General features: G+C 61.0%; 1 protein-coding gene and 1 pseudogene. One reads left to right on the top strand and one right to left on the bottom strand.

The window, feature by feature from the left end:
- A partial coding sequence (locus AC1DX0_RS36755; RefSeq protein WP_477359549.1) for a hypothetical protein occupies window positions 1–404 on the top strand: 404 nt, incomplete at its 5' end.
- A gap of 34 nt (window positions 405–438) precedes the next feature.
- Here AC1DX0_RS36755 and AC1DX0_RS36750 read toward each other — a convergent pair.
- Window positions 439–649 (bottom strand): annotated as a pseudogene (locus AC1DX0_RS36750) (phytanoyl-CoA dioxygenase family protein); the annotation flags it as partial.

The raw sequence follows: 649 nt of genomic DNA, 5'->3' as shown, positions 1-649 counted from the left end.
GCTGGGATGTTCGGTTCACACAGCCGGTAACATTTCATGCGGACGCCCAGGCGCTTACACAAGTGGGCTCCCTGCAAGAGCGCGGCGACGGGAAGGCGCTGGTGGCGCCGCCGGAAGCGAACGGCGCGCTGTACTATGGTCCCTATGTGAGCGTCGCCCCGGGAACGTATCGCCTTATCTTTGACGTCGAAGCCAACAGCAGTCCGACTGCCGCGCTGCGCATTGACGCAGCTGCATCACCGGGCGGAATAGTTATAGCTCAGAAGGATTTGACGGAAAGTCACGGCCCCCAACAGCTGCTCTTCTCGCTCGACCACACATCGGTTATGGAGTTTCGGGTCTGGACCCTGGGAACCGGCACGGCGGCGTTCAAATCGGTCACCATCGAGCGGGCAGTTCCGTAGCATCGGAAGCAAGGGCGTGCCGCTTTCGCGGCATCTACTTCTTTGCCCGCGCGCCGAACCACGCGTCCACCGAGCGATACTCGTCCAGACCAAATCCGAGAATCTTCTTCTGATCCGCGCTTAATCCCGGGAAATCGGACAGGACCGACGGAAGATGAAGCTGTTGCCGCAGCATCGGGATGGTGAAAACGTGGTTTACGCCGCGCCGGTTCCGGTCCGTGTGGTTGGTCGATCCGCCGTGGTAG

Source organism: Mesorhizobium sp. P3_A9 (genome assembly GCF_056402975.1).
This window is presented reverse-complemented; position numbering and strand designations above follow the sequence as displayed.